28 protein-coding genes are annotated in these 25,271 nt (G+C 63.2%); 9 read left to right on the forward strand and 19 right to left on the reverse strand.

All coding sequences use genetic code 11. The annotated features are described in order from the left end of the window. Positions 1-6: 6 nt before the first annotated feature. The 8 genes from ccmE to MesoLj_RS27580 form a co-directional block, all read right to left on the reverse strand. Positions 7-450 carry a cytochrome c maturation protein CcmE gene (gene ccmE, locus MesoLj_RS27545; RefSeq protein ID WP_027041623.1) on the reverse strand — a complete coding sequence of 148 codons (444 nt, stop codon included), beginning with the start codon at positions 448-450 and terminating at the stop codon, positions 7-9. Positions 451-458: 8 nt separating this feature from the next. Next, positions 459-1,598: a c-type cytochrome biogenesis protein CcmI gene (gene ccmI / locus MesoLj_RS27550; protein ID WP_202323240.1), complete on the reverse strand. Its 1,140-nt coding sequence runs from the start codon at positions 1,596-1,598 to the stop codon at positions 459-461. Positions 1,599-1,785: 187 nt separating this feature from the next. After that, positions 1,786-2,223, reverse strand: coding sequence for a hypothetical protein (locus tag MesoLj_RS27555; protein WP_056565594.1), 438 nt, complete (start codon positions 2,221-2,223; stop codon positions 1,786-1,788). 187 nt (positions 2,224-2,410) lie between these two features. Further along, the gene (locus MesoLj_RS27560) at positions 2,411-3,838 is read right to left on the reverse strand and encodes an ATP-binding protein (protein ID WP_202323241.1); all 1,428 of its coding nucleotides are present in this window, start codon (positions 3,836-3,838) and stop codon (positions 2,411-2,413) included. Continuing rightward, positions 3,822-4,487: a response regulator transcription factor gene (locus MesoLj_RS27565; RefSeq protein ID WP_140768630.1), complete on the reverse strand. Its 666-nt coding sequence runs from the start codon at positions 4,485-4,487 to the stop codon at positions 3,822-3,824. The genes MesoLj_RS27560 and MesoLj_RS27565 overlap by 17 nt, the downstream gene beginning before the upstream one ends. Positions 4,488-4,610: 123 nt before the next feature. After that, positions 4,611-4,910, reverse strand: coding sequence for a hypothetical protein (locus MesoLj_RS27570; RefSeq protein WP_140768632.1), 300 nt, complete (start codon positions 4,908-4,910; stop codon positions 4,611-4,613). A gap of 174 nt (positions 4,911-5,084) precedes the next feature. Then, a complete protein-coding gene (locus tag MesoLj_RS27575) occupies positions 5,085-5,492 on the reverse strand; it encodes a DUF3168 domain-containing protein (protein WP_056565597.1) in 408 nt (135 codons plus the stop codon). A gap of 2 nt (positions 5,493-5,494) precedes the next feature. Continuing rightward, positions 5,495-5,701: a hypothetical protein gene (locus tag MesoLj_RS27580; RefSeq protein ID WP_140768634.1), complete on the reverse strand. Its 207-nt coding sequence runs from the start codon at positions 5,699-5,701 to the stop codon at positions 5,495-5,497. 151 nt (positions 5,702-5,852) lie between these two features. On the opposite strand from MesoLj_RS27580, the gene MesoLj_RS27585 reads away from it, so the two are divergent. Further along, positions 5,853-6,641: a 2-keto-4-pentenoate hydratase gene (locus tag MesoLj_RS27585; protein WP_202323242.1), complete on the forward strand. Its 789-nt coding sequence runs from the start codon at positions 5,853-5,855 to the stop codon at positions 6,639-6,641. Between the two features lie 97 nt (positions 6,642-6,738). Here MesoLj_RS27585 and MesoLj_RS27590 read toward each other — a convergent pair whose 3' ends face one another. The 5 genes from MesoLj_RS27590 to MesoLj_RS27610 form a co-directional block, all read right to left on the reverse strand. Continuing rightward, positions 6,739-7,545 (reverse strand): ABC transporter permease, encoded by an 807-nt coding sequence (locus tag MesoLj_RS27590; RefSeq protein WP_202323243.1) that lies wholly within the window; start codon positions 7,543-7,545, stop codon positions 6,739-6,741. Further along, positions 7,545-8,378, reverse strand: a complete 834-nt coding sequence (locus MesoLj_RS27595) for an ABC transporter permease (RefSeq protein ID WP_140768640.1) — start codon at positions 8,376-8,378, stop codon at positions 7,545-7,547. The genes MesoLj_RS27590 and MesoLj_RS27595 overlap by 1 nt, the downstream gene beginning before the upstream one ends. 19 nt (positions 8,379-8,397) lie before the next feature. Further along, complete coding sequence (locus MesoLj_RS27600) at positions 8,398-9,510, reverse strand: ABC transporter substrate-binding protein (RefSeq protein WP_202323244.1); 1,113 nt, start codon at positions 9,508-9,510, stop codon at positions 8,398-8,400. A gap of 69 nt (positions 9,511-9,579) precedes the next feature. After that, positions 9,580-10,674, reverse strand: a complete 1,095-nt coding sequence (locus MesoLj_RS27605) for an ABC transporter ATP-binding protein (RefSeq protein WP_202323245.1) — start codon at positions 10,672-10,674, stop codon at positions 9,580-9,582. 121 nt (positions 10,675-10,795) lie between these two features. Next, on the reverse strand, positions 10,796-11,692 hold the full coding sequence (locus MesoLj_RS27610; protein WP_140768646.1) for a LysR substrate-binding domain-containing protein: 897 nt from the start codon (positions 11,690-11,692) through the stop codon (positions 10,796-10,798). A 75-nt stretch (positions 11,693-11,767) separates the two neighbouring features. On the opposite strand from MesoLj_RS27610, the gene MesoLj_RS27615 reads away from it, so the two are divergent. The 5 genes from MesoLj_RS27615 (at position 11,768) to MesoLj_RS27635 (ending at position 17,994) form a co-directional block, all read left to right on the forward strand. Then, positions 11,768-13,354 (forward strand): amidohydrolase, encoded by a 1,587-nt coding sequence (locus MesoLj_RS27615; RefSeq protein ID WP_202323246.1) that lies wholly within the window; start codon positions 11,768-11,770, stop codon positions 13,352-13,354. 40 nt (positions 13,355-13,394) lie between these two features. Further along, the gene (locus MesoLj_RS27620; protein WP_202323247.1) at positions 13,395-14,327 is read left to right on the forward strand and encodes a dimethylarginine dimethylaminohydrolase family protein; all 933 of its coding nucleotides are present in this window, start codon (positions 13,395-13,397) and stop codon (positions 14,325-14,327) included. A gap of 191 nt (positions 14,328-14,518) precedes the next feature. Next, a complete protein-coding gene (locus MesoLj_RS27625; protein WP_140768652.1) occupies positions 14,519-16,672 on the forward strand; it encodes a transglycosylase domain-containing protein in 2,154 nt (717 codons plus the stop codon). A gap of 175 nt (positions 16,673-16,847) precedes the next feature. Further along, positions 16,848-17,432 (forward strand): DUF1214 domain-containing protein, encoded by a 585-nt coding sequence (locus MesoLj_RS27630; protein ID WP_140768654.1) that lies wholly within the window; start codon positions 16,848-16,850, stop codon positions 17,430-17,432. Continuing rightward, entirely contained in the window at positions 17,425-17,994 is a 570-nt protein-coding gene (locus MesoLj_RS27635) for a DUF1254 domain-containing protein (protein ID WP_140768656.1), read from the forward strand. Before MesoLj_RS27630 ends, MesoLj_RS27635 begins: the two co-directional genes overlap by 8 nt. A gap of 51 nt (positions 17,995-18,045) precedes the next feature. Here the strand turns inward: MesoLj_RS27635 and MesoLj_RS27640 are convergent, their stop codons facing one another. Then, positions 18,046-18,231, reverse strand: a complete 186-nt coding sequence (locus MesoLj_RS27640) for a hypothetical protein (RefSeq protein ID WP_149903935.1) — start codon at positions 18,229-18,231, stop codon at positions 18,046-18,048. Between the two features lie 210 nt (positions 18,232-18,441). On the opposite strand from MesoLj_RS27640, the gene MesoLj_RS27645 reads away from it, so the two are divergent. Continuing rightward, the gene (locus MesoLj_RS27645; RefSeq protein ID WP_202323249.1) at positions 18,442-19,476 is read left to right on the forward strand and encodes a hypothetical protein; all 1,035 of its coding nucleotides are present in this window, start codon (positions 18,442-18,444) and stop codon (positions 19,474-19,476) included. Here the strand turns inward: MesoLj_RS27645 and MesoLj_RS27650 are convergent. From MesoLj_RS27650 to MesoLj_RS27660, 3 genes are all read right to left on the reverse strand, one after another. Then, positions 19,454-19,801, reverse strand: coding sequence for a DUF1491 family protein (locus MesoLj_RS27650; protein ID WP_032929456.1), 348 nt, complete (start codon positions 19,799-19,801; stop codon positions 19,454-19,456). The two genes, MesoLj_RS27645 and MesoLj_RS27650, sit on opposite strands and share 23 nt — an antisense overlap. Before the next feature lie 69 nt (positions 19,802-19,870). Then, a complete protein-coding gene (locus MesoLj_RS27655; protein WP_140768662.1) occupies positions 19,871-20,668 on the reverse strand; it encodes a peptidoglycan-binding domain-containing protein in 798 nt (265 codons plus the stop codon). Continuing rightward, positions 20,643-22,406, reverse strand: a complete 1,764-nt coding sequence (locus tag MesoLj_RS27660) for a sensor histidine kinase (RefSeq protein WP_202327492.1) — start codon at positions 22,404-22,406, stop codon at positions 20,643-20,645. The genes MesoLj_RS27655 and MesoLj_RS27660 overlap by 26 nt, the downstream gene beginning before the upstream one ends. A gap of 533 nt (positions 22,407-22,939) precedes the next feature. Between MesoLj_RS27660 and MesoLj_RS27665 the strand changes: the two genes are divergently transcribed. Then, positions 22,940-23,290 (forward strand): DUF5330 domain-containing protein, encoded by a 351-nt coding sequence (locus MesoLj_RS27665; RefSeq protein WP_140768666.1) that lies wholly within the window; start codon positions 22,940-22,942, stop codon positions 23,288-23,290. A 119-nt stretch (positions 23,291-23,409) separates the two neighbouring features. Continuing rightward, complete coding sequence (locus MesoLj_RS27670) at positions 23,410-23,838, forward strand: SufE family protein (RefSeq protein ID WP_202323250.1); 429 nt, start codon at positions 23,410-23,412, stop codon at positions 23,836-23,838. A gap of 88 nt (positions 23,839-23,926) precedes the next feature. Here the strand turns inward: MesoLj_RS27670 and MesoLj_RS27675 are convergent, their stop codons facing one another. Together MesoLj_RS27675 and MesoLj_RS27680 are read right to left on the reverse strand one after the other, a co-directional pair. Then, positions 23,927-24,352 (reverse strand): MucR family transcriptional regulator, encoded by a 426-nt coding sequence (locus MesoLj_RS27675; RefSeq protein ID WP_010915014.1) that lies wholly within the window; start codon positions 24,350-24,352, stop codon positions 23,927-23,929. 450 nt (positions 24,353-24,802) lie between these two features. After that, positions 24,803-25,171, reverse strand: a complete 369-nt coding sequence (locus tag MesoLj_RS27680) for an SH3 domain-containing protein (protein WP_140768672.1) — start codon at positions 25,169-25,171, stop codon at positions 24,803-24,805. Positions 25,172-25,271 lie beyond the last annotated feature (100 nt).

The following is a 25,271-nucleotide window of genomic DNA, read 5'->3' on the forward strand; positions in this document are numbered from 1 at the left end:
CCAGACTCACTCACTCTTGCTCTCCTGCCAGACGCCCTTGGCCTTCAGCCCGTCGGCCACCTCCTTGGGCATGTAGCGCTCATCATGCTTGGCCAGCACGCTGTCGGCAACAAAGACCCCGTCCGGGCCAAAAGTGCCTTCGGTGATGACGCCCTGCTCCTCGCGAAAAAGATCGGGCAGGATCCCGGTATACGTGACCTTGACCGATTTATGCGTGTCGGTGACGGAAAAGGCGACTGTCGCGCCCTGCCCGCGCTGGATGGTGCCTTTTTCGACCAAACCGCCAAGCCTGATGCGCTGGCCGGGCTGGACACTGGCAGTGGTGAGGTCCGCGGGCATGTAGAAATAGGACGCCTTCTGGCCAAGCGCGTAGAAGGTCAGCCCGGTGGCAGCGCCCAGGAAAGCCAACCCACCCACGATGACCGACAACCGTTTCTGCTTGCGTGTCATGACACGTTCTACTCCGTCGCCGCCAGGCCGAGCGAGGCGGCAAAGGCGGTGAATTTCTTGGCTTCGTCACTGCCGGCGCCAAAGACGGCAATGGCGCGACCGAGCGCCTCGCGCGCCTGGTCGGCCTTGCCCAGCACGACATAGGAACGAACGAGCCGCATCCATCCTTCCGGGTCACGCGGATTCTGCCGCAGTTTTTCATCGAGGCCGGCGACCATCGTGTTGATCATGGCTTCGCGATCCTGCGGCGACATGGAGGACGGGGCGTCGACATCCGCGGCAGCGGGGCCTTTCGCGTCCGTACCGGAGGCGACTTCGGGGCTGGCGGCCTTGGCCAGCGCCTGCTCGACGGCGCCGCGCCAAGGCGAGTCGGGCGGCAAGGTGGCCAGCATGGTTTGCCAGGCCGTGACCGCGTCCTTGTTTCGCCCCTCCTGCGCCAAGGCCATGGCCAGATAGAAGCTGGCTTTAGCGTTGGCCGGATCGAGCTTGAGCGCCGCCTCGAAGGCATCCTGGGCATCGGCCGAAACAATGCCGCCTGCCGCGCCGGCGATCGCCTCGCCGAGGCCGGCCTGGCGAACCGCGCTGTCTCCGTCGAGGCGGATGGCATTGCGGTACGCCGCCGCCGCCTCGGAAAAGCGCTGCATGCGCAGATAGACCGGGGCCAGCACATCCCAACCCCTTCCGTCGGACGGATTGGCGGCAAGGTGGGCCTCGGCCCGCGCAACCAACTCGTCGACCGAGCTGTCGGCCGGATTCTTGGTCAATCGCCCGCTGAGCGGCTGCGACGGCAAATCAGGCGAGCCGATCTGGCTGTAGAGACCCCAGCTGACCAGCGGTACAGCCAGCACGGCCACTGTCGCGACAAGTCTCGCCGTGAAAAAAGCCCGGCTGGCCGACGTCTTGCCGGCCGCATCCGCATTGCCGAGGCGAAGGATGCGGCGCGCGATCTCGGCGCGCGCCTCCGCCGCTTCAGCCGGCTGGATCAAGCCACGTGCGGCATCACGGTCAAGCTCGGACAATTGATCGCGATAGACTTCCAGATCGTGATCGCCGCTCGACGACGCGCCCCTGGCGCCTCCGGCCAGCGGCAGCAGCACCGCAAGGCTCGCACCGAGCGTCAGTATCGCGGCTATGACCCAGAACAGCATGGTTCTTCCAATAACGGCAGAGCCATGCCCTGCCAACACAGGCATCCTGCGACGCTTTGACGGTCAGCGCGCCGAATGTCCTTGATCGACATCAACCGGCCGGAGTCCAACCGGAGCCGATCCGATCTTTGTTCTATGCATGTCGTTGTCCCAAAACCGCTGCGCGCTTTTGGGCGACATGCAGCTCTCAGGTCAGCGGCGTCCAGCTGCCGTCGGCATTGCGGCAAGCGGTTCCGCGCGCCGTGACGCCGGCACCACCGGTGAAGACGGTCTGCGTGTACTGGCGGCAGTCCTGCGAACCGACGCGATAGGGTTGGGCCGGAACGACCTCACCATAGCGGGATGCCTGATCGCCCTTCCACGCCACCTTCTGGCCGCTCGTCGTATATTCGAGCGCCTTGTATTCCGCCTCGAGAGCGCTGCGTTTTTCGGATTCACTGAGGCCGGCGCCGATCGAGCCGCCAATGAGGCCGCCCCCCATCGCCGAAATGATCGATTTGGTGACCTTGCCACTCGCCGGAGGCGTCGATGCTGGTGTCGGCGCCAAGGTTGGGCCCTTGCCGCTCAAGGTGGTGCAGCCGGACACGGCCAGGAGGGCGGAAACGAGCGCGACGCGAATCTTCATGCCAACAACCGGTTTTCTTGAATTGGAGCCTGCCATGGATGCGCCGGGGGCCGCGTCATCGGAGAAGTAGGTGTGGCCATAGTATTGATATTTGTCGGAAATTTGGCCGCTGCCGGCCGTTCCGGAACCAATCGATAAGCCGCCATGATATGCGCCGTCCATCGCTGCCGATCGGCCCTGAGTAGCATTACTGAAGGCTCCGCAATCGTACCACTGCCTTCAGTCCGCCCATGCCGGACCGTTCGAGCGCCAGAACGCCTCCATACTCGTTGATAAGGTCGGCGACAATGGCAAGCCCCAGACCGGTTCCCGGTTTTGTCTCGTCCAGGCGCCTTCCGCGCTTCAGAGCGTCGCGCGCCTTGTCCTCGGGGATGCCCGGGCCGTCATCCTCGATGCTGATCTCGAAAAAACTGTCATCCTTGCCGGCCAGGGACGCAACCGAGACCGACACGGCGCTTTTGGCCCATTTCATCGCATTTTCGAGAAGATTGCCAAGCAGTTCCTCGAGGTCCTCGCGCTCTCCGGCAAAGACGATCTCGGTGGCCGGCAGCGACAGCGACAGGCTGGTCTGCGGATTGAGCTTCTGCAAGACCCGCACCATGCGCTGGACCAGCGGCGACACCGGCGTGCGATAGACGACGCTGTCGCGCTGTGCAGCGACGCGGGCGCGCTGCAGGTAATGGTCAACCTGCTTCTGCATCGAGGCCGCCTGTTCGGCGATCAATTGTCCCTTGGCGCCGCCAAGTGCCCTGCCCTCGTTGAGCAGCACGGCAAGCGGCGTCTTCAGCGAATGGGCGAGATTGCCGACCTGGGTTCGCGAGCGCTCGACGATGCGTTTGTTGTTCTCGATCAAGGCGTTGGTTTCGTTGGCCAATGGTTCGATCTCAGCCGGGAAGCGGCCGTCGAGCCTCTGTGCGGTGCCTTCACGCACCATGGCAAGTGCGTTCCTGACCCTGCGCAACGGCTGCAAGCCGAGCAGGATGGCGATCGCGTTAATGGCGATCATGCCGACGCCGAACAGGCTGAGATAGGTCAGCAGGCGGCGCTGGAAGGTGGCGATCTCCTGCTCGAGTTCGCTCTGGTTGCCCATGACACGAAAACGCGCGGCGCGATTCTTGGCGTCGAGGACGAATTCGCTCTCGAACACTTCGAGCTGCTCGCCGTCGATGCCTTCGGCCGCATAGCTGCGCTGGAAGCTGGCATTGAAGGGCACCTCGGCCACGCTCGGCGACGGGATCTTGCTTGTCATCGACGACGAGTGAAGGTCGCCATGCACACCTTCCGAGGCAGGCTCAACCGACCAGTACCAGCCCGAATTCGGCTCCGAGAAGCGGAGGTCTCCGAGGTCGGGAGCACCGGTGAGCGCTCCCGTGTCGGAAATGCCGATGGAACCGATCAGGTTGAACAGATGCGCCGACAAAAGGCTGTCGAAGCCACGCTCGCTGGCCTGGCGATAGAGCGTGGTGATCAGGGTGAAGATGACGACAAGGGTCAGGATCGCCCATACGGTGGAAAAGGCGATCACGCGGAACGTCAGCGAACGCGGCCACAAACGCAGCGAAAGCGGCGCCCTTGCGGTTGGTTTGATCGGTTCCGAGTTACGCCTCCGGCTCACGCATGCGGTAGCCCATGCCACGCACGGTTTCGATCATGTCGATGCCCATCTTCTTTCGCAACCGCCCGACAAACACCTCGATGGTGTTGGAATCGCGGTCGAAATCCTGGTCGTAGAGATGCTCGACCAGTTCGGTGCGCGAGACGACCTCGCCCATATGGTGCATCAGATAGGCAAGCAGGCGGAATTCGTGCGAGGTCAGCTTCAGCGGCACGCCGTCGACATCTGCCTTCGACGCCTTGGTATCGAGGCGGACCGGCCCACAGGTGAGTTCCGACGAGGCATGACCGGCGGCGCGGCGGATCAGCGCCCTGACCCTCGCCAGCACCTCCTCGATATGGAACGGCTTGGTGACATAGTCGTCCGCGCCGGCATCGATGCCGGAAACCTTGTCGCTCCAGCGGTCGCGCGCCGTCAGGATCAGCACAGGCATCTTGCGGCCGCCTCGGCGCCAGCGCTCGACCACGCTGATGCCGTCCATCTGCGGCAGGCCGATGTCGAGCACGACGGCATCGTAGGGTTCGGTGTCGCCGAGGAAATGGCCTTCCTCGCCGTCAAAGGCGCGGTCGACGACATAGCCGGCGTCGACCAGCGCGTCCGCTATCTGCCTGTTGAGATCCTTGTCATCCTCGACGACGAGTACGCGCATGCGGAGATCGATACCTGTTGAAGAGCTTGGTCAGATTGAAGACTTGGGCAGATTGAAGATTGGGTCAGATATAGGCCGATTCCGGCGGCCTGGGAAACGTGGCCCGTAAGATGGAGCATTGGGTCAGTTTTGCGGGACGACGATCTCGGAACGGCGCGGACGCTGTCCGTCCTTGCCTGGCACCAGCACGACGATGACGCAGACCGGCTGGCCGCCGCGTGTCGACTGTGAGGCCTTGGCCAGCGTGCCGCCATTCTGCTCGGCCACCTGCTGGCCGATCGCGTAGCAGTCGGACGCAGCCAGGACGATCGAGCTGGCCTGGTCTGGCGCGATCACCGGCATCGCCATCGCCTGCGACGCGAGCAGCCCGGCAGCACTGAGCGCCAGGGTCGCGGTTCGAAAGAGGGAGCGAAACGTTTTCATGGTCGGTTTTGTAACGCATCGGTGCTGAACGTGAAATGAACAGTGATCGACACGAAAATCATGCCCGCTACTCCCCCTGAAACGCGAGACGCCCGACGGTGATTTCGACGCCCCAACCCGACGAAATCCCGGAAATGCCAGTCTAGACTCCGTTTCGGTCAGATTGGAAGCGTATCAGGCATTTTCCTGCGTCAGCGCACGAAACCGCAGCAGCCCGTGATGTACAAGGAGATCTTCGTCGTAACGGGCCTCGGTGAATTCGAGCGATAGCCGTGTCTTGCCGCGCCGGCCGACCACCAGCGCGGCGTTGGCAAGGCGGGCCTTGATGGCGGCCATGATGGCAAGGGTTTCGTCTTCACCATGAGCTTTCGACCAGACGTGCAGCGTTATCAGCTGATCATCGTTGTTCTCGGCACCGGTGTCCCAGTCAAAGGCGCTGGTCTGGCCACAAGTCACATAAGGGAACGCGGCATTGTCGGCCGCCCTTTCGAGCAGCCCGGCGCCACCGAGCAGCGCCGACAACGACTTGTCGGTTTTGAGCCTCAGAAAAAGTGCCTGCAGCAGATCGCCGGGCGCTGTCATATTCATTCCTCAAGCCGCTGTGCAACCGACAAATGCGTTTCCAAGCCTGCCGGTTTCCCTATGCCTTGCCAGATATAGCGTTGGCTACGGGAAAACGATGGCGATTCGTCATAAGAATTATGCATGCCGATGATCTCGAAAATACGACTTGCCGACAATCCCACCGATAGACGCGGAAGAGCAGGACCAGGAAGCCGGGCATCAAGCATCGGCTTCCGCCCGGCAGGTGGCGCATGAATTTGGTGTCCCGCTTGCCTGATCGCGCGATCTTGCCTCATATGGACCGGTCCACGATGGAATGTTCCTTGCCGGCTCTGGCCGGGCAACGGGGGCATTTTCCCCAGACTTTCGGAGCTGATGATGCTCGATCCAGAAAAGGCCAGAGCCGCGTCCCGGTTGCTGGTGGACCATTGGGACAAGGGCACCCGTCTCGACGCCATACCTTTCGAATTGCGGCCGCAAACGCGGATCGACGGTTACGTCATCCAGTCGTATGTGATGGATCGCTCAGCGGCCCCGCTTTTCGGCTGGAAGATTGCAGCAACCAGCCTCGCCGGACAAAGGCATATCAACGTCGACGGCCCGATGGCCGGGCGTCTGATCGCCGAGAAATCGGTCGAGGTTGGCGGGACCGTTTCGCTCGCGACGAGCAAGATGCGTGTGGCGGAGATCGAATTCGCCTTCCGCTTCGGCCGCCAGTTGCCGCCGCGTCCAGGACCCTATGAAATCGCCGAGGCGATGGATGCCGTGGCGACCTTGCACCCGGCGATCGAAATACCGGACTCACGCTATGATGATTTCTGCGCCGTCGGAGCGCCGCAGCTCATAGCCGACAACGCCTGTGCCAATCTGTTTGTCATCGGCGAGGCGATAGAAGACGACTGGCGCGCCGTGAACCTCGCGGAGCACCCGGTGACCGGGTTCGTTTCCGGCAAATCGCGGCACGATGGAAAGGGCGCGGCAGTGCTGGGCGACCCCCGGATCGCGCTCACATGGATCGTCAATGAACTGTCGGGCCTGGGCATGGCACTCGAGCCGGGACAGGTGGTGATTACAGGCACCTGCGTAACGCCGATAAGTGTCGAGGCCGGGGACGAAGTGGTTGGCGATTTGGGCCGGTTCGGCCGCGTGTCGGTACGGTTTATCTAGAGCAATTCCAGGAAAAGTGTGTAACGGTTTTCCGTCCGGAATTGCGTAAAACAAATAATTAGAGCGGTTCTGCGATTCCGTGAAACGCTGAACCGCTCTAGGCCCCGGCGCGCAACCTGACGACGAAGCTGCGCACCGCAAGCACCAGCACGGTGATGATGATCAGGATCACCGACAGGGCCGCGATCGCCGGGTCGATGTTGTCGCGCAGGCCCATCCACATCAGGCGCGGCAGCGTGATGGCGTTGACCGAAGTGATGAACAGGGTGACGCCGATCTCTTCCCAGGACAGCACGAACGACAAAAGCGCCGCGGTGATGATGCCGAACTTGATGTTGGGCATGATGATGCGGGTGGCACGCTCCCAGACACTGGCGCCTAGCCCCCTCGCCGCAAGGTCGATGCGCCGGTCGATCTGGCTGAGCGAGACCAGGATCAGCACCGTGGCAAAGGGCACCGTCATCACCGAATGCGCCATGGCAACGCCGAGCCAGGTGTCATAGCCAAAGAACGAGCTGAAGCCTGAGATCGAGGTCAGCAGGAAGTAGAGCGTGATTGCCGAGACCACCGGCGGCACCACCATCGGCAACAGCACGAAACCGACGAGCGCGGCGGTGAAGCGGGGCTGGAACATCCAGACGCCAAGGCTGAAGCAGAGCGCCAGCACGGTGGAAATCACGCTGCTGACGATCCCGATGCGGATCGACAGCAGGATCGACTGGATCCAGCGCGGGTCCTCGATCAGCGAGCGATAGTGGCGCAGCGACAGTTCGCCTGATGGCATCGCCAGCATGCGGCTCGGCGTCAGCGACACCGGAATGACGGCAAGCAGCGGCATCAGCAGGAACAGCGCCACAAGGGCGGCGAGGATCAGCGAGACGGGTCCGGGGCGATAGGTCGGCATCAGATCAACTGCTTCGGTCTGACATAGCGGAACAGCAGCGCCATCAGCGCGCCGACGAACAGCACCAGCACCACGCTGATCGCAGCCCCCAGACCCCAATCCGGGCTCTGGAAAATCCTGAGATAGATCAGTTCGGCGATCATCACGCTGCGGCCGCCACCGAGGATCGCCGGCGTGACGAAGAAGCCCAGCGAGAAGACGAAGACGATCAGCGCCGAGCCGATGATACCGGAGCGTGTCATCGGCACGAACACCGTCCAGAAGGTGCGCATGCGGCTGGAGCCAAGCCCGCGTGCCGCGAGCAGCACGCGCTCGTCGAGGCTGCGCATGGCCGACGCCAGCGGAAAGACGGCGAAGGGAATGAGGAAATGCGTCATGCCGACGACGACGCCGAACTCGTTGCGTACCAGTGTCAGCGGTTCGGAGATGAAACCGATCGACTGCAGCCAGGTGTTGATCAGGCCGCGATTGGACAAAAGCGCCACCCAGCCGAAGGCGCGCGTCAGCACCGAAATCCAGAACGGCACCAGGATGCAGAATTCGGCGATAAGGCGCTGCGCCGGGCTGCCGCGCACCCAGACGACCGTTATGGCATAGGCGGCGGCGACGGAAACGACAGTGACGATGGCCGCGATGCGCAGCGTGCGGATGAACACCGATTGGACCAGATCGTCGGTGAGCAGCGCTTCATACTGGCCAAGTCCCGGCGTCGGCAGAGTAAAACTCCACTTCACCACGCCGAGAAACGGCCAGGCATAGGCCAGGACGAGGAACAGGAGCAGCGGCGCCATCAACAGCGCCGCGCCCATCCTGTCGGAGAGAACGCCTCTCATCTCAGGTCAGCATCCGCTCTCAGGCGGAGATGATCTTGGTGTATTCGTCGAGCGCCGCGCCGTAGTTCTTGGCGTACCACTCCATGTCGAGCGCGATCTGCTTCTTCATGTTTTCGGGATCTACCGGGTTGATGCGCTTCTTGTCGGCGGGGATCAGCGCGTCGGCCGCCGGATTGGCCGGGCCCTGGCCGAGCTTGTCGAACATGACGAGCTGCCTTTGCGGATCCTGTGCGCTGGCGATGAATTTCATCGCAGCGTCCTTGCCGCCGGGGTTGTTCTTGAGCACGGCCAATGCGCCGGGCGAGATCAGGCCCTGGTCCCAGATGAACTTGATCTTGCCACCGGAATCCTGCTCGATCAGCGAGGCACGGGTGGACCAGACGATGGCCATCGAGGCCTCGCCATTGAGCAGAACGCTCTGGCTCTCGGCGCCGCCGCCCCAGTAGGCGACGACGTTTTCCTTGAAGGCGGCGATCTTGTCATGCGCCCGCTTGAGGTCGAGCGGATAGAGCGAAGCCGGCGCGATGCCGTCGGCCAGAAGCGCTGCTTCCCAGCTCGACACGCCCCATTTGTACAGCGAGCGCTTGCCGGGGAACTTCTTCACGTCGAAGAAGTCGGCCATGCCTGTCGGGGCATCCTTGCCGTATTTCTCGGAATCGTAGGCGATGACATAGGAGAAGAAATAGGTCGAGGCGGCATACTCCCAGCCGAAGCCCGGCCGCATCTTCGTCTTGTCTACGATCTTGTAGTCGATCGGCTCCAGCGCACCCTGGGCGCCGAGCGTGATGGCCGAGAACGGATCGACGTCGACCAGGTCCCAGGTCGGCGCGCCGCTCTTGAACTGCGCCGAAATGGCGCCTTCCGTCGGGCCCGAGCCGTCCATCTTGACGGTGATGCCGGTTTCCTTGGTGAAGGCCTGGCCATAAGCCGCGTCATAGGCGGTGATGGCGTCGCCACCCCAGTTGACCAGCACCAGTTCCTTGGCCTGGGCGAAGGCACCGGTCGAGCGCAGCAGCATCGGCGCGCCGGCGAGCACGAGGGCAGCCAACTGCGTGAACTGCCGGCGCGAAATCTCGCCGCGTCTGGTCCTTTCGGACAGCGTTTCGATTGCGTGTTTCTTGGTGTCGTTCATGTCAGTTCCCCTTTGTTTTGGTTGATTTCAATCCGGAAGCCGGTGCGGCAGATCAAGCCGCGCCAGCGCTCATTGTCCTCCATCCGGAAGGAGGAAACCCTTTTCCGCCGGCCAGGTCAGCCAGACGGAATTGCCCTTGCTCAGCGCCGCGGCCGCAACCTCGTTCGGCACCGAGACCGTCACTTTCGCGCCTTGCCGCGTCGTCAGGTCGAGCTTGGTCGCCGCGCCCAGATAGGTCGAGGCAATGGCGGTCGCGGCGATGCCATTCTCGCCGGCGGCTGCTTCGCGCGCGATCGACATGTGCTCAGGCCGGATCGCCAGGATGGCATCTCCACGGACTTTCTCGGCCTTGCAGTGCATGTTGACGGCGCGGTCCTCGCAAAGGCCTGTCGAGCCATTGTCGGCGGGCTTGACCCCCTTCAGCGGCAACATGTTGATCTCGCCGAGGAACTCGGCGACGAAGCGGTTGTCCGGCCGGTCATAGACTTCGTCCGGCGCGCCGACCTGCAGCAATTTGCCATGATTGAAGATGGCGACGCGCGAGGACAGCGCCAGCGCCTCGCTCTGGTCGTGGGTAACGAAGACAAAGGTGGTGCCTGTTTCCTGGTGCAGGCGCTTCATCTCGGCCTGCATCTGGCCGCGCAGGCTCTTGTCCAGCGCCGAGAACGGCTCGTCGAGCAAAAGCACGCCCGGCTCGAACACCAGCGCCCGGGCCAGCGCCACGCGCTGCTGCTGGCCGCCGGAAAGCTGCGCCGGCAGCTTCTTCTCGTGGCCGACCAGGCCGACACGCTCGATCATCTCGCCGACGCGCTTCTTGATCTCGGAGGCCGATTTCTTGCGGACCTTGAGCGGGAAAGCGATGTTGGCCTCGACGCTCATATGCGGGAACAGCGCATAGCCCTGGAACACCATGCCGGCGGCGCGCTGCTCGGCCGGGCGGTTGGTGATGTCAGCGCCATCGCTGAGGAGACGGCCCTCGGTCGGCTGCACGAAGCCGGCCAGGATCATCAGGAAGGTGGTCTTGCCCGAGCCGGAGGGGCCGAGCAGAGTGAGGAACTCGCCGCGGCCGATATTGAGCGTCAGATTGTCCAACGCACGGAACGAGCCGAAGCTCTTGCCGATCCCGATTGCCTTGATCTCTGCGGCCCGGCCGGGTTGCTGCATCCTGCCTCTTCCTCAGTCCCAGGCGGAAATCGTAGGCAGGCCGGCGGCTCACCGCAACCGAATAGTTTTCGCCTGATCGGCAAATTTGATTCACGTCTGGGCGGCCGGCGCCATTTCGCCTTCAATAGGGCTGAATGCGGTTCTCCGAGAGCTTCGACCTCAGCCACCCCGCGAACGCGTCCAGCACCGGGTGCGAGGCCTTGGCGTGTTCGGAGACTAGGAAATAGGAGCGCGGCGACTTGATCGCGATGTCGAACGGCCTGACCAGCCGGCCTTCGCTGAGTGCCCGGCGGCTGGTCAGTTCGTCGCCCATGGCAATGCCCTGGCCGGCAATCGCCGCCGAGAAGACGAGGTTCATGTCGGAAAAGAAGATGCCGCCCTCGGTGTCGGGGTTCTCGACCTTGGACAGGGCCAGCCAGCGCGCCCAATCCTCGGTGTCATCGAGATGGAGCAGATTGGCGCGCAACACGTCCGCCGGTTTCGAAAAACCGCCGACCTTGTTCAGCAGCGTCGGGCTGCAAAGCGGCGTGAACGAGATTTCGCACAGCAACTCGGCCATGCGGTTCGGCCAGTTGCCGACGCCAAAGGCGATGAAGGCGTCGGCATCCGCATTGCTGACATCGTCGAGCCGCCTGGGCGTCAGGATACGCAGCGCCACATCAGGGTACATCTGCCGGAATTCGCCAATATGAGTGCATAGAAACAGCGAGGCGAAGCCCGGCGTACAGGAGACGGCGAACGAACCGCCGACGCCGGTGCCGGCATCGCGCGTCACCGCATCGCCGAGAACGGTGAGCGCCTTGCGCACGTCACTGGCATAGCGCTGGCCGCGCGGGGTGAGCGCGACGCCCTTGCCGATGCGCTCAAGCAGATCGAAGCCGAGGTCGCGTTCGAGCAGCCGCAACTGGTGACTTACCGCGCTGCGGGTGAGGTGCAGTTCGTCGGCGGCGCGCCAGACGCTGCCGTGGCGGGCGAAACTGTCGAGGGCGCGCAGCGCCTGTGTGGAGGGAATTCTCAAGAGGTGAACCGAATTTGCACGAACCGGGAAAACATATCACTTTTTGGCGAGCCGCTTCACTGCTTTGTTTGATGCATGGACAAACCGGTGACGACATCAGCGCAAGCGACCGCGCTTGCCTGCCTCGATGGCATCCAGCACTCGCTGTCGCAATGGACGCGGACCATTTTCGATTTCGGCGAGACCGCCTGGCGCGAGTACCAGTCGGCCGCCTGGTACGTGGCGCGGCTGAAGCATGAGGGCTTTTCCGTCGAGGAAGGCTCGGGCGGCATGCCGACGGCGTTCTGCGCCCACTGGACGAATGGCGCCGGGCCGACGATCGGCATGTACGCTGAGTACGACGCCGTACCCGGCAATTGCCAGGACGCGGTGACGGTAAAACAGCCACGGCCCGGCCTTGGCGTCGAGGCCGGCGGCCACACCGATCCGCATTCGGGGCTCGGCATGGCAAGCCTCGGCGGCCTGCTTGCCACCAAGGCCGCCATGCAGCGCCACGGCATTCCAGGCACGCTGCGCTTCACCGGCGAGCCGGCGGAGAAGGTGCGCGGCTCCAAGCCGATCCATGCGGCCAAAGGCTACTATGACGGCCTTGCCGGCATGATCTCCTTCCATCCCTTCTACATGCTGCCGCTCTGCAACACGGCGCGCTGGGACACGCATTGCGGTGCTGCCTACGCCATGATCTACCGCTTCGTGTGCGATGAGCCCGAAAACTGGGTTCGCGCGGGCGACGGCGCGCCGATCCCGCAGGCGCATTCCGCCGTGCGGGCGCCCGGCGCCAACGACGCGCTGATGACGATGTACATGGCCTCCAAGGCGCTGCGCGATTCCATGTTGCCGCACCAGGGCGGCTGGTCGATCAGCGAGGCGATCCTGACCGCCGGCCAGGCAACCGCCGACAATCTGCCGGCGGGGCTGGCCGAGATCCAGTACATGATCCGCGTGCCGACCATCGGCATGGCCGAACAGGTCACCGCCGCGCTCGACCGCAACGCCGCGGCCGCCGCCGCGATCAGCGGCTGTCGGTACGAGCGCCACTGGGTGTCGAAGTCGCGGCCCGGGCTGGCCAATCACGCCATGGCCGGGATCGCCTATGACGCGCTCTCGACGGTCGGACCTCCACAATGGGACGAGCCCGCGAAGGCGGTCGCGCGCGAAATCCAGATCAATGCCGGTGGCACGGCAACCGAAAATCCCTTCATTGATGAGCTGGAGAGGCTGATTTCGCCACAGGAGGCCGAGGCGATCCTGCGCCGCGACCTGCCGCCATCGCAGGTGAATTCGACCTCCGACGACTACACCGACATGAGCTGGCATGCGCCGACCGCGCGCTTCTATGTCGCGCGCCCGGCGCTGCGCTCGGCGAATGGCCACGCCTATCCCTCCTGGGTGATGAATGCGCTGGGCGGCATTTCCGCCACCATCGACCCCATGGTCACCTGCGCGGCCAAGACGGTCGCGCTGTCGGCGCTGCGCCTGCTCGAGGATAGAAAAGCCCGCGATGCGGCGATGGACGAGTTCGTCACCCGCACCGGCGGCGGCATTGGCGGCGCGAACTGGATCGCGCCGCTCTGCGACTATGAACCGCCGATCAATTTCCGCTGGCCGGAATATGTCACCACGGCGCGCGGCCGCGACTGGTGGATCCCAAGCAACGCATGACCCCACCAACTCTTGAGAACAAGCCCACGAGGAGAACACCATGACCGTTCATGATCGCATCGTCGCCGAGCCGTTTTCGCTGCAGCGCCGCAATCCGGCCGGCGGCACCAAGCCGCTGACCGTCTGGGGCTTCGCCAACGAAACCGACGTGTTGACCGACGTGCTGCTCGGATCGCCGAACTTCCTGCGCCATCTGTCGACCAGTTCGCTGTCCCGAAAACATCTGCGCGAGGCGCCGTGCAACGTCCAGATCGCGCAGGCGCAGCACAAGGACCTGGTTGCCGCCTACGAGCATTTCGGCGTCAACATCCACTGGCACGAGCCGACGCCGGAACTGCCGATGCAGGTTTATTCCCGCGATTCCAGCGTCATGACGCCCTATGGCGCCATCATCACCGCCATGGCCAACTGGTGGCGGCGCGGCGAGAACTACGCCGCCATCCGCACCTATGAAAAGCTCGGCATCCCGATCTACGACATGGTCACGGCGGGTACGTTCGAGGGCGGCGACTTCAACGTCATCGAGGACGGCGTGGCGCTGATCGGCTGCGGCGGCGCCCGCACGCAGGAGGAAGGTGCCCGCCAGGTGCAGGCCTGGTTCGACAAGGAGGGCTGGGAGACGCGCATCGCCTTCATCGACGAATACTATGTCCATATCGACCTGATGGTGGTGCCGATCGCCGAAAAGCTCACCGCCGTCTGCCTCGCCTGCACCGAGCCCGGCATTGTCGACTGGCTGAAGGGCAAGGGCCACGAGATCATCGACGTGCCGTTCCAGGACACGATGGCACTCGGCTGCAACTTCATGTCGCTCGGCAAGGACCGGGTGATCGCGCCGACCTCCAGCAAGACGCTGATCGAAAAGCTCAAGGCGCGCGGCTTCGAGGTCGCCGCCGTCGACATGAGCGAGATCTCCAAGACCGGTGGCGGCATCCACTGCATGGCGCAGGCGCTGAAGCGCGAGGCGGCCTGAACAGTCCAGGCTTTTGGGCAGGGTGATCGACTACGGCCGTTCCCCCGCTCCGCCATCAACAAACCTTGCGGCTGTGTCCTCGCCGCCCTTGTGAGCGTCGGCAAAATGGATGAATAGTCCAAACAGGGCGCCGCCCTGAAATTGCCCGCTTGCGGTTTTCAGGTCGCGCCACAGCCGAGCCGGGTTTTTGAATGGTCAGCCCTGAACCGCGCAAGAGAAGAGGTCCGATCGCCTCCCGCCTTCTGGCGCTGGATGCCTGGATCGATTCCTCGCTCTACGAGATCGGGTTCAAGGCGCGCCAGTTCTGGGAGGCGGCGACGATCTTCTCGCGGCGCTTCCGTCTCAAGGGCTGGCGGCGCGGCATCATCGAGATTTTGAGCGAAGGTTTTACGCTCGGCGCCGGCGGCATCGTGGTGATGCTGGCGCTGGCCATCCCGGCGTTCCAGGATACGGCCGGCGACTGGCGCGCGCAGGGCGATTTCGCCGTCACCTTCCTCGACCGCTACGGCAACGAGATCGGCCAGCGCGGCATCATCCAGCGCGACTCGGTGCCAGTCGACGAGATGCCTGACCACGTCATCAAGGCCGTGCTCGCCACCGAGGATCGGCGTTTCTTCGATCACTACGGCATCGATGTTCTGGGCCTGTCGCGCGCGATCTTCGAGAATGTGCGCGCGAACTCGGTCGTCCAGGGCGGGTCCAGCATCACCCAGCAGCTGGCCAAGAACCTGTTCCTGACCAATGAGCGGACCTTCGAGCGCAAGATCAAGGAAGCCTTCCTGTCGCTGTGGCTCGAAGCCAATCTGTCGAAGAAGGAAATCCTGCAGCTCTATCTCGACCGCGCCTATATGGGCGGCGGCACGTTCGGTATCGAAGCGGCGGCCGACTTCTATTTCGGCAAGAGCGTCAAGGACCTGAACCTTGCCGAGGCGGCGATGCTGGCCGGCCTGTTCAAGGCGCCGACCAAATACGCGCCGCACATCAACCTGCCGGCAGCGCGTGCCCGCGCCAACGTGGTGCTGTCCAACCTGGTCGATTCCGGTTTCATGACCGAGGGCCAGGTGCTGCAGGCAAGGCTGCACCCGGCCGACGTCGTCGACCGCGGCGAGCAGAAGAGTCCCGACTATTTCCTCGACTGGGCCTTCGACGAGGTCAAGAAGATCGCCAAGCCTGGCCAGCACTCCCTGGTTGCCCACACCACCTTCGACGCCAACATCCAGAAGGCGGCGGAAGAATCCGTCGAGTTCCACCTGCGCCAGTTCGGCAAGGAGTACAACGTCACCGAAGGCGCCGTGGTCGTCATCGAGACCAATGGCGCGGTCCGCGCCATCGTCGGCGGCCGCGACTACGGCGCCAGCCAGTTCAACCGCGCCACCAAGGCGCTGCGCCAGACCGGCTCTTCGTTCAAGCCCTATGTCTACGCCACGGCGATGGAGCACGGCTTCACGCCGAACTCTGTCATTTCGGGCGGACCGATCAGCTGGGGCAACTGGTCGCCGCACAATTACGGTGGTGAGTCGGCGGGCAACATCACGCTGCTGATGGCGATGGCCAAGTCAATCAACACCGTGCCGGTGCGGCTGGCCAAGGACCATCTCGGCATCGGCCCGATCAAGGCGATGGCGGAATCATTCGGGGTGGAATCGCCGCTGGAGGGGCACAAAACCATGGTGCTCGGCACTTCGGGCATGACCGTGATGGACCAGGCGACGGGCTACAGCGTGTTCGCCCAGAACGGCTTCGTCGGTTCCCGGCATGGCATCACCCAGCTCGTCACCCGCACCGGCGACGTGGTGTATGACTGGACCAAGGATGCGCCGCCGCCGCACCGGGTGCTCTCCGAGCAGGCACTGAAATCCATGAACACCATGCTGACGGCAGTACCCGTGATGGGCACGGCGCGGCGTGCCCAGATTCCCAACATCGTCGTCGCCGGCAAGACCGGCACGACGCAATCCTACCGCGATGCCTGGTTCGTCGGCTTCACCGGCAACTACACGGCGGCCGTGTGGCTGGGCAATGATGATTTCACCCCGACCAAGAACATGACCGGCGGCTCGCTGCCGGCGATGGTCTGGCAGCGCCTGATGGTCTATGCGCACCAGAACATCGACCTGAAGCCGATCCCCGGCATCGACAAGCCGTTCGTCGACGAGGAGATCGCGGCCAAGGCCGCGGACGCGCAGAAGAAGAGCGAGGAACAGGCCGCGGCCGAGGCGGCCGCCGAACGCCCGCCGGTGCTGTCGAGCCGGACCACGCAGACGCTGAGGGATATGACCCAGCTGTTCCAGTCGGCGCCCAAACTCGACGCCCCTGCCCCGCCCGAAACGCTTTCGGCGCTGTGACATCCGCCCCGGCGCGGGTTTTAGCTCTTTGTTTTTATGCATGTCGTTCTCCCAAAACCGAGGCCACTTTCGGGCGACATGCATTAGCCGAGGTGCAAATCCGCCACGCCGGCTTGCCACGAGGCCCCGCGCCGCGATATCCCCGAACGGCAATCCTTCGCGCACGCGGCCCTTCATGCTCAAGAATGCCTTCCTGATGCTGCTTTCGCTTGCCATAGCCATTGGCGGCGGCGGCGCCAGCGTCTGGTACGCGCTGAAGATCCAGGACGGCGTCGGGGCGATCCGCATCGGCCAATGGACCGCCTTCCCCGACATCGGCACGCCGGCCGCCGACCCCTATTCCAAGGCGCGCGTGGCGCGCGAGGGCGTGCTGGCGCTCGGCCGTGCCGAGGGCCTGTCCTTCGTCGCGGAAAATGATGCTGCCGGCGACCAGCTCAAGCGGGAATGCAGCTACAGAATAGAGGGCGGATTTCCGACAGCCCGTTTCTGGACGCTCTACGCCGCCGATCAATCGCTCGGCGTCGTAGACACCGGCAAGCCGCGACTTGCGGCCCTTCAGTCCTACGAGGTGCTGCGCCAGGCCGACAATTCGGTGATCATTTCGGTCGGCCATCACCCGATGCCCGGCAACTGGCTTTTGACCGACGGTTCCGGCCGGATGTATTTCGTCCTGACCTTCTACGACACGCCGATCGCCAGCAGCACCGGCCTGTCGGATGTTTCGCTGCCGAGGATAGTGAAGGCCGGCTGCGATGCGTAATGTCCCAGCCGCGCTGCGCCGTCTTTTCCATGCCGTCCTGCTCGGCCTTGTCGGCGCCGGCATCGTGCACATCGTGGTGCTGCTTCTGGTGCCGGAATTTTCAGAACGCGACGCCTGGTCGCGCCTGTCCATGGCATCCGATCTCTACAGAATGAACCGGCTCGATGCCGAGGCGGGCGGCGCGCCGGTGGTGAAATCGGTCGACCCGCTATTCTATGCCACGGCCTGCCGGTTCGACCTGGAGGAAGGAATGGTTCGGATCAAGGCGCCGGGGAACGTCCCCTTCTGGTCGGTCTCGGTCTATGACCGCAGTGGCCACAATGTCTATTCCTTCAACGACCGTACGGCGACCGGCGGCAAGCTCGATGCGGTTGTGCTGACGCCGGCCCAGATGATCGATGTGCGCAAGGACTTGCCCGAGGATCTGCAGGGGGCGATCTTTGTCGAAGCGCCGATCGACGAGGGCATCTTCGTCATCCGCAGCTTCGTACCGGACGACAGCTGGAAGCCGATCGTGTCGCGCTTTCTCGATCAGAGCTCCTGCGAGCTGCAGGATTTCTAAGCCGCTAGCCAGACGCCCAGAGCTGACGGCCTGACGGACCAGGCCGCGGCTTCAGTGATGCGGCACCGGTGTCCGCGGCGATCCCGGCTTGTCGGGCCCGGCAGGCCGCGCTTCGCCGGTATTGGACCGCTCATAGCGGATGCCGGGAAAGATGATGACCGCCGCCGGTATTTCGGTGGTTTGCTTGGCTCGATTGGTCGGTGCCGCACGCGGCACGAAAGACAGTACCATGCCCATGATTCGCGCATTCCTCTCGGTTTCCCCGGAGCACAACGCAACGCCTCCAAATATCATTAAGGCCGGCAGAGGGTTAACGGAGCGCTAACGGATCACCGCTAACTTGATCTTTGTCTTGAGGTCTGGACGTTCTGACCGGGGCAATCGCGAAACCGACATAGTCCCGGTTGAGCGTGATCAAGACTTTGTATCTGTTATCGGGTATCCTTCGTGTCATCTTCGGACTTCAGGCAAATCGCGATACGGACCGAATCGGGCAAGGCCGAAAGGCTGTTCCGCGCCGCAGTGTCGGCGTTCTGCTCGCTGACGCGCCCATCGCGCCGCGAGATCGGCCAGCTCGAAGACCTGACGCTGCCGCTGTTCGACGATGTGTCCGTCGAATCGCGGCGCTACGTGGCCGCCGCCCTCTCCGAATGCGAATATGCCCCCGCCGCGTTGGTGCGGCGCCTGTGCGAAGAACCGGTCGACATTGCCGCGCCACTGCTGATTCGCTCGCGCGCCGTCAGCGATATCGACCTGATCGCGCTGATCGGCCGGCACGGACTGCCGCATGCGCGCGCCATCGCGCGCCGCAAGGACCTGAACCCGACCATCGCCGATCTGATCAGGGTGCTCGAAAGACCGACGCTGGTGCGGGTGCGGGATCCGGAGGTGCAGGCCCCCGCGACACCAGCCGCCGCGCTCGTCAATGCGGAAGCGGCAGAGGACAGCGCGACAGCACAACAGCCCCCCGGCATTGCCGCCGAGAATGCACGGCGCCGGCTGCGCTCCATGATGCGCACCGGCGACGAAGCCCTGGCGGCGAGGGTCGACGCGTTCCCCGGTTCGGATACCTATGTCAAACTGCGCGAGACGGCGCTGACCGGAAACGCCGCGTTCTTCCAGACCGCGCTTGCGGACGCCCTCGACATTGATTTCTCGACCGCGCGCTCGCTGACCGCCAACCAGAACTATGCCTCGTTGCTTGCGGCGCTGCGTTCGCTCGACCTCAGCGAGGACCGGGCCTTCCTGATCACGGTGGCCATCTATCCCAGCCTGTTTCCGCATCCGCAGGCCATCCGCACCTATCTCGACCGCTACCGCCTGCTGCACCGCGATGTGGCGCTGGACAAGGTGCGGGGATGGAAGGCCGAGACCGTGTCCAGGATGGTTCGTGACGCCTCGCCGGCGAACAGCGACAGCCGCAAGGCCTCGAACAGCGACGATGCCGCCGCCCCCATCCTCAGGGCGTCTTCACGGAAATAAGCTCCTCGACCGGAACGGTGCCTGCCTCGATCTCGACCACCCAGATGTCCGGATCGAATTTTTTTTCCCTCTCAAGACGGGCATCGAGCACGGCCGGATCATCGCCGGCGGCGAGAAGGCTGAAGAAACGGTCGTCGGGCTTGGCCGAGTCATAACTTGTCTGCGGCGCCGGTCCGTAGAGGGCGACGTCACCCAGCCTGCCCCGCGTCAGCACGAAAACGGCACCCGCCTCGGTTGCGCCGCGGTTGACCACGGCGGCAAATCCGCCGGCGCCGAAAACGCGGCGCACCAAGGCGGAAACCCAGAGATCCGATGTGACGCGCATGAGACAGCTCCGAAAGCGTGCGGGCTATCTAGCGATAATTCCGCCGCTCGGCGAGCCGTCATTTCCCGATCAGTTGGTCAGGCCGATCTCGCGCATCTTGACGTAGACGATCTCGTCGGGTTCGCCGGTCTGCGGCAGGCCGAACAGCGATTGGAATTCCTTGATCGCCGCCTTGGTGCGGGCGCCGACGACACCGTCCAGCTGCATGTCGTCATTGCCGAACGCCTTGAGCCCGGCCTGGATCTTGACGATGCGGGGGTCCGGTCCCTGGGTCGGGGCGGTGCCCGACTGCCCCGCATTCGCCTGCCCGGAATTTGTCTGCAGGGACACCGGAACGGCGGCCTGCGTATCCGGGCGAGGCTGTGGTTTGGGCACGGAGGCGGTCTTCGGCGTTGCGCCAAGCTGATCGAGCAACAGCGCATCGATCTCGCCGGAAGCGTTGAGCCCGACCTTCTGCTGGTAGGCCTGTATGGCCTTGCGTGTATTGGGGCCAGAAATGCCGTCGACCGTGCCGGAATAGAAGTCGAGATCCTTCAATATGCCTTGCACCTGCTCGACCACCGGATCGCCCTTCATCGGGGCGGGCGCCGCATTGGGCCGCACGATGTTGATCGTCGTCTCCGGCTCGTCGGAGGCAGTGTGCGGAAAACCCTGGAAATTGCGGGTGGCGAAGAACGCCCCGGCATGCGGGAAAGGCTGATACCACAGCGCATTCGCCGAGACATAGAACAGCGTCACCAGGAATGCCGTCGATCCACCCACCAGCACGGGATTGCGCGAAATCATGCCGCCGACGGCTATGGCGCCGTCCTGGAAGGCGTTGCTGCGGCGTTTGACCGCCTTAGCCTGTTTTGCGGAGCGAGCCATTTCTGTCCCCTTTCGCCCTCGTCAGCGGCATTGTCAGCACCCCTGCCTCGTTCGCCGGGCGCCCCTTCGGCCCGTTGACCGGCAGGCTGATGGTCACCGTGGTGCCCTCGCCCGGCATGCTTTCGATCGACATGGTGCCTTCGTGCAGCGCCACCAGCCCCTTCACCAGTGAAAGGCCAAGACCGGTCCCCTCGAAACGGCGCGTATAGTCGTTCTGGATCTGCATGAAGGGCTTGCCGAGGTTGGCGAAATCCTCCTCGGCGATGCCGATGCCGGTGTCCCTGACCCAGAAATGCAGGCGCGAGCCAATCCGCTTGGCACCAACGACGACATCGCCGCCATCGGGCGTGAACTTGATCGCATTGGAGACGAGATTGATGAGGATCTGCTGCACCGCGCGGCGATCGGCGTTGATGTCGCCGGCGTCCGGAGCGATCTGCGTCTGCAGGTCGATGTTCTTGGCCTGCGCCTGCAACCGCATCATCGACTGGCACATTTCGACGGCTTCCATGAACCGGAACGGCTCCGGTTCCGCCGTATAGGCGCCCGATTCGATCCTCGACACATCGAGTATGGACGTCACCACAGCCAGAAGATGCTGGCCTGAATCCCGCACCAGGCCGACATATTCCTTCTGGCGCGGATCCTTGAAGGCGCCGAACATCTCATGCAGCAGCATGTCCGAGAACCCGATGATAGCGTTCAGCGGCGTGCGCAGTTCATGGCTCACCACCGCCAGGAACCGTCCCTTGGCCACTTCGGCGGCGGCTGCCACCTCATTGGCCTGCGCGAGTTCCCCGCGCAGCCGGGCAGTTTCGTCATTTTCGCGCAAGACCAGCGTGAAGACATCGCCCTGCTCCTCACCGCGCACCAGTTCCAGCAGGAACGGCCGATAGTTATCGGCCATCAAGCGACTGTCATTTTGGCGATTGTCACTCTGGCCGTTGCCGTTCTGGGGCAGCCTGATGCGCAGTTCGAGGCGGCGCGACAGAGCACCATCACGCATGTCGGCAAGGGCGCTGAGATAGGAGACACGGTCCGACAGATGGACGCGGTCGAAGAAGCCGGTTCCGGAAAGCAGTTCAGGCGGCAATTTCAAAAGCGTGCGCGCCTTGGCCGAAGCGTCCAGGACCTCACCGTGGCGGGCGACCCGCAGGACCACCGCGTCGATGATGTCTTCCAGCCTATCACCGGGATCCAGCGTATCAGCCGCACCGGTGGTATCGCGAAACGCCGATATGCGGGGGATGAGCGTCAGTGCCCAGGCCAACGGTACCAGCCAATGCCAGGCGGCAATCTGCGCGCCCGCGAAGGGCAGGAAGACCACGGCCAGAGGCTGAAGGGCAATGGCGGCAATGGCCGAGACCACTCCCCACAAGGCCGCGCGCCGCGAAGCGCCGATCCACCAGGCTTCGAAAGGCAGCGCCACGGCAAGCATGACGACGGGAGAGCTCAACCCGCCGGCGGCGGCGATGAGACCACCGAGGGCAACAGCCGCCATCGCCAGGGCGATCGGGGCGGCTGCGGCCATCTTGCCGGTCGCAGCCGCCAGCAAGGCGACGAACCAGCACAGACCAAAGGCGGCGAAGATGGCGGCCATGGTCACAGCGGCGCCCATGCCTGATGTGACCAGCGTGACAGCGGCACCAGCGGCAAAGAATGGCGCCGCCAGCATGACGCCGATGAAACGGCGCTGGCGTTCGCGGCCGCTCTGCCCAAGAATGGAGGGATGGACCATACGTTCGCAACCGGCGGCAATCGCGCCAGGCAATTCAGCGTATCTGGCCTTGATCGGCATCAACTCAACGCACTCGCACTCGTCGTGAACAGCTCTGCTTTTGCAGATTGTTTTGATTGGCTCTGAAACTCTCATCCAGCGTTTAAGGAATGGATAAGGCAGCGCCGACCAAAGCCCGGCCTGCGGCAAATATCGGGACGGCGGCGGCCGAAAACCCGGGCAAATGCCGCCATAGTAAATGGAGGGTTATCTCCGAACGCCCGCCGTCAGCGGACCATCGATGGGAAGAGAACCGCCCTAGTCCGAGGAAACATCAATGGAAACAAGCAGATCGATGGTTATCAGAAGGTAACGAAAATCGTCCCGATATGAAACAAATCCACCGCAAAACGCTTTGTTTCGAATTTGCCTAAAATTTGAGGAAAATTCTCTGCGAACCTGCAAGCCGTCCTTTGTGGCTGTGTGCCAAGATCTTGCCCATAAAAGAGGTCATGCCATATGACGCATGATCCAGTCACGACGAGAGGCGAGGCATGTTCTTCCTGATAAGAATGGCTTTCTGGTTTTCACTGGTGCTGCTGGCGCTGCCGCTGAGTGTCGGTTCCGAGCAGCCCGGGCAGGAAAGCGTCGGGCCGATCCAGGCCCTGTTCGCGGCACGCGACGCGGTGGGTGACATTGCCGGCATCTGCGAGCGCAAGCCCGATGTCTGTGAAACCGGCAAGTCGGCGATGCATACCATCACCGCACGCGCCAAGGAGACGGCCAAGATCGCGGCCGCCATGCTGGACGACAAGTCCGCCGGCCCCGACACCTCGACAATGACAGGCAGCGTGCCGGAAGAGATCGTCCTGCCCGAGACCGTCAACCTGCCGGTAAAGAACTAGGCTGCCGATAAAGAATTGAGCCGTCTCGACGGCACACCGCGGGCCGTCTGTCCTCTCGACGCCCGCGGTGTCCTTGTTTTTTCCGTGACGCGGCACTGCCGCGTGACTATATCGGGGTCATGACGACCACGATCCAGACGATCCGCGACGACTTCTCCTTCCTCGATGAGTGGGAGGACCGCTATCGTTACGTCATCGAGCTCGGCGAAGCGCTGCCTCCCTTTCCCGATGCGGAACGCAACGCCGCCAACAAGGTGCCAGGTTGCGTCAGCCAGGTCTGGCTGACCACCGAAAAGGGACCGGGCAGCGATCCGGTCATCACCTTCACCGGCGATTCAGACGCCCATATCGTGCGCGGGCTGGTCGCGATCATGCTGGCGCTGTTTTCCGGAAGGACCGCCAGCGAAATCCAGAAAACCGATGCGGAAGCGACGCTGAAGGCACTCGGCCTGGACGAACACCTGTCGCCCCAGCGCGCCAATGGTCTCCGCTCGATGGTCAAGCGCATCAAGCGCGATGCCGAGGCGGCACTCAAGCAGACCGCCTGACGCCCCTGTCGGCCAACAACACTGCCGCCAAAAATCAAACGGCGCCCGAAGGCGCCGTCGATGTCGGTTCGACCTGACAGGGCAGCGACTACCGCGCCTTGCGCTTGCGGCCAAGGCCCATCTTCTTGGCAAGCTGCGAGCGGGCCGCCGCATAGTTCGGGGCAACCATCGGGTAGCTCGGGTCGAGGTTCCACTTTTCGCGATACTGGTCCGGCGTCAGATCATAGTGGGTCATCAGGTGACGCTTGAGCGACTTGAACTTCTTGCCGTCTTCAAGACAGACAATGTAGTCGTCATGAACCGAACGCTTCGGATTGACAGCCGGCTTCTGCTTGTCGGCAGGGGGCTGTTCGGCGGTTCCGCCCACGCGCCCGAGAGCGGCATGGACATCGGATATGAGGTTCGGCAGTTCGCCGACCGGTACGGGATTGTTGCTGACATAGGCGGCCACCACATCGGCAGTCAGCTCGATCAGCGCATCATTGTTTCTGGAAGGTGTTTCGACAATATCCATGATCTTCAGGCCCCAACAAGAGTTACGTCGGTCTGCGCCCCTTTTTACAGGCAGGGCATTGCACGAATTTTATGAAGGTAGAATTTCAGCGATTCGTGTCAGGGTCACATCAATGCGACCATAGACCAAGTAAGTCAATTCGCTCTTTGCCTTATATTTACGAAAATTGATCAACTATTCGCCAATCAGCTTCAATCTTTCGTGCATTATGTAATTTTTCGATATTCCGCACGCCGAACCGGCAAAGGCTGACGTTACGTCAGATCATCGTTACATTCGCGACAACTCACAAAACAGGTTTCAATGCTCCGGTTTGCTTTGCCATCGGGCGAACAATCTTGGTTGTCACATCCGCCCGCGAAACCACAGGTTGCCGTCACCTTTTCGTGCAGGCGACCAGGGCGACATGTCCGCCAGCCGGCCGCCTCGGGGCCAATCGATGCCGCTCGATCAATACGGGGTGATGAACCTGCCATAGGCCCAGCCGGTGACGAAGGTGCCGTTCTTGGCCGGATCATGCCAAATCTCACACCAGCGATAGCGAACCGTCTGCCGTTGCTTCCATGCCGGTTGATTGGCGATGTCGAGCAGGTTTATGCCATCGGTGCATCGTCCGGTCATCTGCAGGACGGTCCCGTTCGGGTATGCGGCCTGCTTCTGGGATGTGGCTGATGGATATTTGCGCACGTTGAGCGTGTCGCCGAACGGCACATTGGCCACTTGCCAAGCCGCGAATACGGTCGCATGAGACTGGCCGGCAAAGACCAGTGTTAACGAAGCAACGGCGAAAGTCGCGGCAATCCGAGACCGAATGGTCATCATCTTTCCTCCCGGCCCATCTCAAGGAGCCGACATCACCTCTAGGCCGCAGCCCTTGAACCCACCCTGATCGGCGTGTTCATTCACCATTCAAGATATT

Source organism: Mesorhizobium sp. 113-3-9 (assembly GCF_016756515.1).
In the GTDB taxonomy this organism is placed as follows: domain Bacteria; phylum Pseudomonadota; class Alphaproteobacteria; order Rhizobiales; family Rhizobiaceae; genus Mesorhizobium.